This window comes from Pseudarthrobacter sp. NPDC058196 (assembly GCF_042882685.1).
Classification (GTDB): Bacteria; Actinomycetota; Actinomycetes; order Actinomycetales; family Micrococcaceae; genus Arthrobacter.
In genome coordinates, this window is record NZ_JBHVVN010000026.1 from 1 (window position 1) to 8,090 (window position 8,090).

Below are 8,090 nucleotides of genomic sequence, written 5' to 3' on the forward strand. Positions count from 1 at the left end.
ACTCAACCCACTCGGCAGTCTCTTCCGGATCACGATCAGGCAGCTGGTTAGTCAACCCGCTGAGGATATGGGAGGTCTCTTCTCCTGCAGCCACGTCCAACCTCTCTTTGCGCGCATGAATCGGCGCACTCAGGCCAGGCAGGGTGACTGCCCGGCGTATATACGCCGTGTGCGACGTATCGGTTACAACAGCCCGGTCATGTGTGCCGGGCAGCTTCCTAGCGCTCCTATGCCTGTCCGGAGTCACAGGGGTGTCGTCCCGCGGGCATAGTTGTCATCAGCCACTCTAGCCCTGACGGCAACACGATGCGTAGCTGCGGCCCCGGTGCTGCTGTTGTATTTCGTTCGTCATACTGGTTGTGTGGCCAATAGCCTTGCCGGGGCGCCGCCGCAACGGGATGTGACGCAGAATATGCGCAATCCCGGGGGCGGCAGCTTGAAGCGCAGGCACAAAGGGTGTTGGCTTGGGAGTAATGGAAATCACTATGCACAACGCATGTATGACGTATTGGAGGAACACGTGAGCGAGGCCGACGCCGCCACTTCGGTAAATGTGGCGGAAAAATTGGGTTTCAAAAATGGGGATCTGATTCAGGAGTTCGGTTACGACGACGACGTCGATTTCGACTTGCGTGACGATATAGAAGACCTCACCGGCTCGGAGCTGCTGGATGAGGACGACCACGACGTGGCCGACGCTGTCATCCTTTGGTGGCGCGACGGCGACGGAGACCTGGTGGACAGCCTGATGGATTCGCTCACTACGCTGAGCGAAAACGGCGTCGTCTGGGTCCTGACTCCCAAGTCGGGCAGGGACGGTTACGTTTCGCCGGCGGATATCCAGGAAGCCGCACCCACTGCCGGCCTGCATGTCACCACCTCTGCCGGTGTCTCCAAGGACTGGAGCGCGGCGCGCCTGGTCAGCAGGAAGAACAAATGACGGCAGCGGTTGAGGCCGCTTCCGCAGTTGTTCCCGCCGTAGGCACGACCGCGCCGGACTTTGAGCTGGCCAACCAGTACGGTGAGCCGGTTCGACTCTCGTCATTCCGCGGGCAGAACGTTGCCTTGGTGTTCTACCCGTTTGCGTTCTCCGGGATCTGCACCGGCGAGCTGTGCGAGATACGCGACAACCTCGCCACGTTCGAGGATTCGAACGCCGTGGTCCTTGCAGTGTCCGTTGACAGCAAGTTCAGCCTCCGTGCCTACGCGGCGCAAGAGGGGTATGGCTTCGATCTGCTGGCCGATTTCTGGCCGCACGGGGGCGTCGCCAAGGCTTACGGAGTCTTCGACGCCGGCAGCGGCATGGCCAAGCGGGCCACCTTCATCATCGATGCCGAGGGCGCGGTCCGGTACAGCGTGGTGAACCCGCGGGGCCAGGCCCGTGACTTCGGTGGCTACCGTGCGGCTTTGGCGGATTTGAAGCGGGCCTGAGTCGACATGGCTGAGCAGCGGCGGGGGACAGGCCTGACGGGCTTTGCCAGCATGCCGCCGGTGGCCCCGGCCCCGCCCTCAGGTGAGGACCTTGAGGTGTTGGTCCGGATCCGGGACCTGCTCGCGGGGGTACGTTTCGCCTTGCTGACCGGGGCCGGGCTCAGCACAGATTCCGGGATCCCCGACTACCGCGGCCCGGACTCGCCGCCCCGTTCGCCCATGACCTACCAGGAGTTTGTCCGCGACGGCGCCAACCGGCGCCGATACTGGGCCAGGAACCATATTGGCTGGTCCCATATGCGGCATGCTGATCCGAACCAGGGCCACTATTCCGCAGCCGAACTTGAACGGCGCGGTTACCTTACCGGACTGATTACCCAAAACGTCGACCGGCTGCACCAGGAGGCGGGCAGTTCAAACGTCGTCGACCTCCACGGCCGGTATGACCAAGTGATCTGCCTGGACTGCGGCCGGACTTACTCCAGGCGCCTCCTCGCCGGTGTCTTCGAGGAACTCAACCCCGGCTTCCTGGAGCGGGCGGCAGCTTCCGGACTCGTGGAAATGGCGCCCGACGCTGATGCCACCGTTGAGGACCAGGCGCTCATCCACAGCTTCGTGGTGGCGCTCTGCCCTGCCTGCGGCGGGACCCTGAAGCCCGACTTTGTCTACTTCGGTGAAAACGTGCCCAAGGACCGGGTGGAGCGGTCCTACGCAATGGTGGACGAAGCAGCCGCCCTGGTAGTGGCCGGTTCTTCCCTGACGGTCATGAGCGGCCTGCGGTTCGTGCGGCACGCCGCCAAGCAGTCAAAACCGGTGGTCATCATCAACCGGGGTCCCACCCGCGGTGATGACAAGGCAACCATCAAGCTCGAAGCCGGGGTCAGCCAGGCATTGGGCTACCTGGCGTCTGAACTTCCTCCGCTGTAGCGAGGCGGTCCCAGCCGGGGCCGATTCGCGTTCGTGGTCCAACGTCGGGTAGAGTTTATGTTCGTTGGTTGCGGCGTTACCGCCGGAAACCGCGTGATTTGGGTCTTTAGCTCAGCTGGTAGAGCGCCACGTTTACACCGTGGATGTCATCGGTTCGATCCCGGTAGGACCCACTCATTTCAAACCCCGTTGTCCCGCCTTTCCGGCGGGGCGGCGGGGTTTTTTTGTATTTCGGTGTTTCCAGTCCCAATGTCAGTGCCCTGCCATACCTTGCAGGAATGGAACACGTCATAGTGCATACAGACAGCGAGGGAATGCCGACGGCGGTGCTGAGCCGGGGCAGGGAATGGGCGGTAGGTGCCGAGCCGGTGAGATGGTACGAACGCATCAATTGGTGGGAAACCAGCCGCCGGATGCCGAAGGGCAACAGCGGCGTGGACGTTGAGGTCCTGCAGCTGCAGGTGAGGCTGGGAAACAACAGCCGGTCCGCGCTGACCACCATGTATCTCCAGCGCGACGGCCTGGGCGGCGGATGGCGGCTCAGGGAGTCGGAAGCGGGTGCGGCCTGAGCGGCACCGTTCTGTCCGACGGCGTCAGGGCATTGGAAAACCCTCCACCGCGACTATTGGGGGATGCCGCGGTGGAGGGCCTGGGATGAATATACCGTGAACTCCCGGAAACAAAAAGTCCCGCGAAGCCCGCTTCGTCCCGCAAGCGGCGATCGGCACCCCAGGCCGGCCATGGCAGCCACTATGATGGTTTGTGTTCAGCTGAATGGACAGTACTGACGAGTGCATGCGCCTACTGAAGGAGAATCATGGCCGATTCCCGCACCCCACGTTCCTCCGACGGGCCCGCAAGCGCTTCGCCGGCGCCTGCCGTTACCCGCGCTGCCGCCGTCCTGGAGGCATTGGCGGCGTCCGCGGGGGGAAGGTTGACCCTCAGCGATCTTGCCCGTGAGCTGGGAATCCCGAAATCCTCCACCTCCAACCTGCTGTTGGCGCTCGAAGACGCCCGCCTCATCAACAGGCAGGGTTCTGAATTCACCCTTGGCCGCAAGCTGGTTGAACTTGGCGCGGCCTATCTCAGCCGCATGGACGAGGTCCAGGAGTTCTACCGGTACTGCGAGCAGGCGCCCACCCTTTCCGGCGAGACGGTGCGGATTGCCATGCTGGACGAGACCAATGTCATCTACCTGGCGCGCTACGAGGGGCATCCGGCTGTCCGGCTCACCTCCAATATCGGCGACAAAATGCCGGTCTCCCTCTGCGCCGTGGGCAAGGTCTTGATCGCCAGGCTTCACGACCACGACATCGACGCCTTGTTCCCCGACGACGCCGAGCTGCCCATCCTCACCCCAAAGTCTCTGCGGACCGGCCGGGAGCTCAAAGATCAGCTGCGGTCCATCAGGGAGCAGGGCTACGCCTTCGAGGACGAGGAATCCACCACGGGGGTGGTCTGCCTGGGGGTGGCCGTCCCCACCCGGGGGTCCCACGGACCCAGCCTGGGGTTGTCGGTTACGGCTCTGAAGGCAACCTACACCCCTGAGCAGGGAGCGCAGATGGTCAAGGAACTTCGAGAACTGGCGCGGTCCTTGGGCAATCCCATGAGCTAGAAAGGCGTCCTGCAGGGGCAATGCACGTACTTTTTGCCTCAACCGCTTGCCTGGTGTTCAACTTGCTGTACTCTGTTCAACATAGTGATCGGCATCTCGGGTGCCGTTGCTGACCCGCCAGACCAACGGGGGCCTGGCGCGTGATGAGGGAGTTCTTGTGACAACTCGTACTAATGCACCGCAGGCCGCGGACGGCACCGTCGTCGACGCCGACCAGCTGCGAAGGGCAACTCTTGCAAGTTCCGTGGGATCCGCACTGGAGTACTACGACTTCTATATCTACGGCCTGGCGTCCGCGCTGATCTTCGGCCCGCTTTTCTTCGCCCCGCTGGGTGAGAGCGGCGCCGTCATTGCCTCCTTCGCCACCTATGGTGTGGGATTTGCGGCCCGGCCCTTCGGCGGCATCGTCTTTGGCCACATCGGTGACAGGTTCGGGCGCAAGATGGTCCTGATCCTCACCATCGGCCTCATGGGAATGTCCAGCTTCGCCATTGGACTCCTGCCCACCTTCGACCAGGCCGGAATGCTCGGCGCGGTCCTCCTGGTGACCCTCCGCATCATCCAGGGCCTTGGGGCCGGCGCTGAACAGGCCGGTGCCACCACGCTCATCTCCGAGGTGGCACCGCGCCGCCGTCGTGGTTTCTTTGCTGCGCTTCCCTTCGTCGGCATCCAGTTGGGCACCCTCCTGGGCGCCGGAACATTTGCCCTGATGGCCATGGCCGACAAGTCCGTCCTGCAGGGCTGGCTGTGGCGTGTGCCGTTCCTTGCCAGCATCATCCTGATCGCCATTGCGGTGTTCATCCGCCTTCGCCTCAAGGAGACGCCGGTCTTCCAGGAACTGGAAAAACACAAGGCGGTAGTGAAGAACCCGGTATCCCAAATCTGGCGGCATTCCAAGAAGAACGTCCTGGTGGGCATCGGACTGCGCATGGGAGAAAACGGAAACTCCTCCATCTACTCGGCCCTGCTGGTTTCGTTCATCAGCATGCCTGCCGGTGTCTTCCCCGGCGACAAGTTCATTGGCCCCACCGGACTGCTGATCGCGGCCGGCTTTGCCGCCGTCATGGTGGTCGCTTTCGGTGCTTTGTCCGACCGCTACGGCCGCGTCCCCGTGTACCGCTACGGTGCCCTGTTCCAGGCGGTCATCGCGCTTCCGGCCTTCTACCTGGTGACCCTCGGCAACGTCACGCTCGTCTGGGTGGTCATGGTGGTGGGGATCGCCTTGGGCGTCCAGGCGATGCTCGGGCCGCAATGTGCCCTCCTGCCCGAGCTGTTCGGTTCCCAGCACCGCTTTACCGGCGTTGCGCTGAGCCGCGAACTGTCGGCCGTCCTTGCCGGCGGCTTCGCCCCGATGATCGGCGTCGCGCTGTTGGCGGCCACCAACCATTCCTGGCTGGTTCCTGCGTTGTACTCACTCGTCCTGGCATCTATCTCGTTCATCGCCACGTTCTTCACGCCGGAAACCGGCGGGCGGGACCTGGTCCTCGTCGAAGACGCCAGCTGACGCCGGCCTGACGCCCGGCCCGGGTCATCCGGGCCGGGCGTTTTGCGTGTGCGGGAGAAAAACTAAGCCGGCATGGTCGAACCGGGAGGTCCCGACGGCGACGATTGATGCTGCGTGCAGCCGCTTGAGCAGCAGGCCGGCGCCACAAAAAAGTACGGCCGCTGCACCCCCTTGGGCAGGGGTGCAGCGGCCGTGCGTGGTGACGGTGCCAGGTCAGTAAAAGTGGACCGTGTCCACGAGGTGGGGGAGTTCGCCGCCGTCGAGGAAGATGCGGAGGTTGCTGCAGAAACGGTCGGCGATCAACCTGTTCTCGGCGGCGCTCAAGGCTGATGTATGCGGCGACACCAGGACCTTCGGGTGGCTCCAGAGCGGGCTTTCGAGCGGGAGCGGTTCCACTGCGAAGACATCGAGGCAGGCGTAGGAGACCTGGCCGTTCTCCAGGGCCTCGAGCAGCGCTTCCTCATCCACCACTGTGCCGCGTCCGACGTTGACGAAGACGGTGCCGGGCTTCATCGCACCAAATGCGTCCCGGTTGAAGAGCTTCTCCGTGTACGGGGTGCCCGGAAGGGTGTTCACCACGGCATCGGCAGTGGCGAGGAGGCCGGCGAGGCCGTCGTTTCCCGTTACCTGGTCGATGCCGTCCAGGGGCTCCGGGGTCCTCTTGGTGCCGCTGACCGCCATGCCAAGGGCGCGGGCCAGCCGGGCCGTCTCAAGACCGATCTCGCCGAGTCCGGCAATGACCACCCGGGAACCGCTCACCAGCCGCGTGGGGGTGCGGAGTTCCGGCCAATTCCTGGCCTGCTGGTCCAGCGCCAGCTCGGCGGTGCGCTTGAACCCGTTCAGGATCCCCATGGCCGCAAACTCGGCCAGGGGAAGCGCGTGCACGCCGGCGGACGTTGTGACCTTGAACTTTTGCAGGACCTGCTGGTCCAGGCCGGATGCCTTTACCGCCCCGCCCGCGCCGGCTGCCATGGCGTGCACCCACTGAAGGTGTCCGTTGTCGGTGGCGATCCGGGCCAAGCCCGACGGGCTTTCGTTGGGGAACCCGTAGAGGACCTGTGCGCTGTTCAGCATCGACCAATAGCGCTCTTCCTGCTCCTGAGTCCGCCGGAATTCCGGATCTCCGGTGTGGTCCGCCGGGAAACGCTCGGGCGGCAGGAGGTCGGGCTCGTACAGGACGGTTATCGACGGATCAACGGCCCTGATGCGGTCTACCAGCTCAGCTTCGAGCGGCACGGCAATGGCCACGGTAGTTATGGAAGTCATAGTGTTCATCATACTGAATCATGGCTAGGATATTGAACAAATCTTTTAGCACGATGACGTGAGGCTGGGTCATGGAGGACAAACGCGCAGGCTTTGCAGGCCTGGGACTGATGGGCGGACTGATGGCGGCGAACGCCCTCCGCAACGGATGGCAGGTCACGGGCTGGAACCGGTCTCCAGGGGCAGCGGCCCGGCTGCAGGATCTTGGCGGAACAATTGTCCCCACGGTGGCAGACCTGGGGCATCTTCCCGTCATCGTCTTCATGCTCCCGGACCTGCCTCACATCGAGGAGGCGGCGGCCGGGCTCCTGGCCGGGTGGACCAAGGAGCCGCCGGCGCCCAACACCGTCCTGCTGGTCATGAGCAGTGTCTCGCCCACTGCCGTCCAGGCTTTCGGGCGCCGCGTCGCCGAACTCAGCGGCGGGCGCGCCCAGGTTGTGGACGCCCCGGTCAGCGGCGGCACCAAGGGCGCCGCGGACGGCACCCTCGCCATCATGGCCGGCGGCGAGGAGTCCGCGTTCCGCAGGGCAGAGCCGCTCTTGCGCGCCATGGGCACCACCGTCCGCCGCCTTGGTCCCCTTGGCGCAGGGTCGCTCGCCAAGGCGTGCAACCAGCTGGTCGTGGGGACGACGACGGCGGCGCTCGCCGAAGCAGCCGAACTGGCGGAGCGTTCCGGGCTCGATCCGGCGGCGCTCTTCGACGTCCTGTCCGGCGGTTTGGCCGGCAGCAGGGTCCTGGATATCGTCGGGCCGCGCCTGGTCAGCAAGGACTACGCCCCCACGGGCCCGGCAAAATTCATGCACAAGGATCTTTCCTTCGTCCTCGACGCAGCGCGCGCAGCGGGCACGGCCACCCCGATCGCCACGGCCGCCGCCGAACTCTATGCCGAACTGAAGCGTCAGGGCCTTGGCGACCAGGACCTCGCAGTAGTGCGCCAAACCATCTCCAACCTCAGCCAAAGTGCCGCAGCTGCGGCGGAAGGAACAGCTGCACCATGAGTTCACTTTTTGATTTGTCAGATCGGGTCGCGTTGGTGACGGGGTCGAGCCGGGGGATTGGCAATGCGTTGGCGCGGGCGTTGGCCGACGCCGGTGCCACGGTGGTCCTGAACGGCGTCAACCCGGAGCGGCTCAAGGAAGCCGAAGCGGCGATGGCTGCCGATTATGCCCCGGGCCGGGTGCATAGTGTCGCGTTTGATGTGACGAGTGACGCCGAGGCGGCGCGCGCGGTGGCGTGGATCGAAGAGAATGTTGGTCCGTTGGAGATTCTGGTGAACAATGCCGGGATCCAGCACCGGGTGCCGATGCTGGAGTTGGACGTGGCGGACTGGGAACGGGTCATCTCCAC

The 8,090-nt window shown here is 64.3% G+C and carries 9 protein-coding genes and 1 tRNA gene; 9 read left to right on the forward strand and 1 reads right to left on the reverse strand.

What is annotated here, in order from left to right; genetic code table 11:
- The first annotated feature begins 520 nt into the window (after positions 1–520).
- From ACFVVC_RS22290 to ACFVVC_RS22320, 7 genes are all read left to right on the forward strand, one after another.
- Positions 521–940 carry a DUF3052 domain-containing protein gene (locus tag ACFVVC_RS22290; RefSeq protein ID WP_308930684.1) on the forward strand — a complete coding sequence of 140 codons (420 nt, stop codon included), beginning with the start codon at positions 521–523 and terminating at the stop codon, positions 938–940.
- Positions 937–1,431: a peroxiredoxin gene (locus ACFVVC_RS22295; protein WP_387458498.1), complete on the forward strand. Its 495-nt coding sequence runs from the start codon at positions 937–939 to the stop codon at positions 1,429–1,431. Before ACFVVC_RS22290 ends, ACFVVC_RS22295 begins: the two co-directional genes overlap by 4 nt.
- Positions 1,432–1,437: 6 nt before the next feature.
- Positions 1,438–2,358, forward strand: coding sequence for an NAD-dependent protein deacetylase (locus ACFVVC_RS22300; RefSeq protein ID WP_387458500.1), 921 nt, complete (start codon positions 1,438–1,440; stop codon positions 2,356–2,358).
- A 100-nt stretch (positions 2,359–2,458) separates the two neighbouring features.
- Positions 2,459–2,531, forward strand: a tRNA-Val gene (locus tag ACFVVC_RS22305).
- A 105-nt stretch (positions 2,532–2,636) separates the two neighbouring features.
- Complete coding sequence (locus ACFVVC_RS22310) at positions 2,637–2,927, forward strand: hypothetical protein (RefSeq protein WP_387458502.1); 291 nt, start codon at positions 2,637–2,639, stop codon at positions 2,925–2,927.
- A 248-nt stretch (positions 2,928–3,175) separates the two neighbouring features.
- Positions 3,176–3,973 carry an IclR family transcriptional regulator gene (locus ACFVVC_RS22315; protein ID WP_387458503.1) on the forward strand — a complete coding sequence of 266 codons (798 nt, stop codon included), beginning with the start codon at positions 3,176–3,178 and terminating at the stop codon, positions 3,971–3,973.
- A gap of 157 nt (positions 3,974–4,130) precedes the next feature.
- Positions 4,131–5,477, forward strand: a complete 1,347-nt coding sequence (locus ACFVVC_RS22320; RefSeq protein ID WP_387458506.1) for an MFS transporter — start codon at positions 4,131–4,133, stop codon at positions 5,475–5,477.
- 213 nt (positions 5,478–5,690) lie between these two features.
- Here ACFVVC_RS22320 and ACFVVC_RS22325 read toward each other — a convergent pair whose 3' ends face one another.
- A complete protein-coding gene (locus ACFVVC_RS22325; RefSeq protein ID WP_387458508.1) occupies positions 5,691–6,755 on the reverse strand; it encodes a D-2-hydroxyacid dehydrogenase in 1,065 nt (354 codons plus the stop codon).
- Positions 6,756–6,814: 59 nt separating this feature from the next.
- On the opposite strand from ACFVVC_RS22325, the gene ACFVVC_RS22330 reads away from it, so the two are divergent.
- Both ACFVVC_RS22330 and ACFVVC_RS22335 read left to right on the forward strand, forming a co-directional pair.
- Positions 6,815–7,741, forward strand: coding sequence for an NAD(P)-dependent oxidoreductase (locus ACFVVC_RS22330; RefSeq protein ID WP_387458510.1), 927 nt, complete (start codon positions 6,815–6,817; stop codon positions 7,739–7,741).
- Positions 7,738–8,090: SDR family NAD(P)-dependent oxidoreductase (locus ACFVVC_RS22335; protein ID WP_387458511.1), on the forward strand; the 353-nt coding region annotated here is incomplete at its 3' end. The genes ACFVVC_RS22330 and ACFVVC_RS22335, both read left to right, overlap by 4 nt.

Coding starts and splice junctions, on each gene's coding strand:
- ACFVVC_RS22330 (WP_387458510.1), top strand. CDS start 6,815: ATGGAGGACAAACGCGCAGGCTTTGCAGGCCTGGGACTGATGGGCGGA.
- ACFVVC_RS22295 (WP_387458498.1), top strand. CDS start 937: ATGACGGCAGCGGTTGAGGCCGCTTCCGCAGTTGTTCCCGCCGTAGGC.
- ACFVVC_RS22325 (WP_387458508.1), bottom strand. CDS start 6,755: ATGATGAACACTATGACTTCCATAACTACCGTGGCCATTGCCGTGCCG.
- ACFVVC_RS22315 (WP_387458503.1), top strand. CDS start 3,176: ATGGCCGATTCCCGCACCCCACGTTCCTCCGACGGGCCCGCAAGCGCT.
- ACFVVC_RS22310 (WP_387458502.1), top strand. CDS start 2,637: ATGGAACACGTCATAGTGCATACAGACAGCGAGGGAATGCCGACGGCG.
- ACFVVC_RS22300 (WP_387458500.1), top strand. CDS start 1,438: ATGGCTGAGCAGCGGCGGGGGACAGGCCTGACGGGCTTTGCCAGCATG.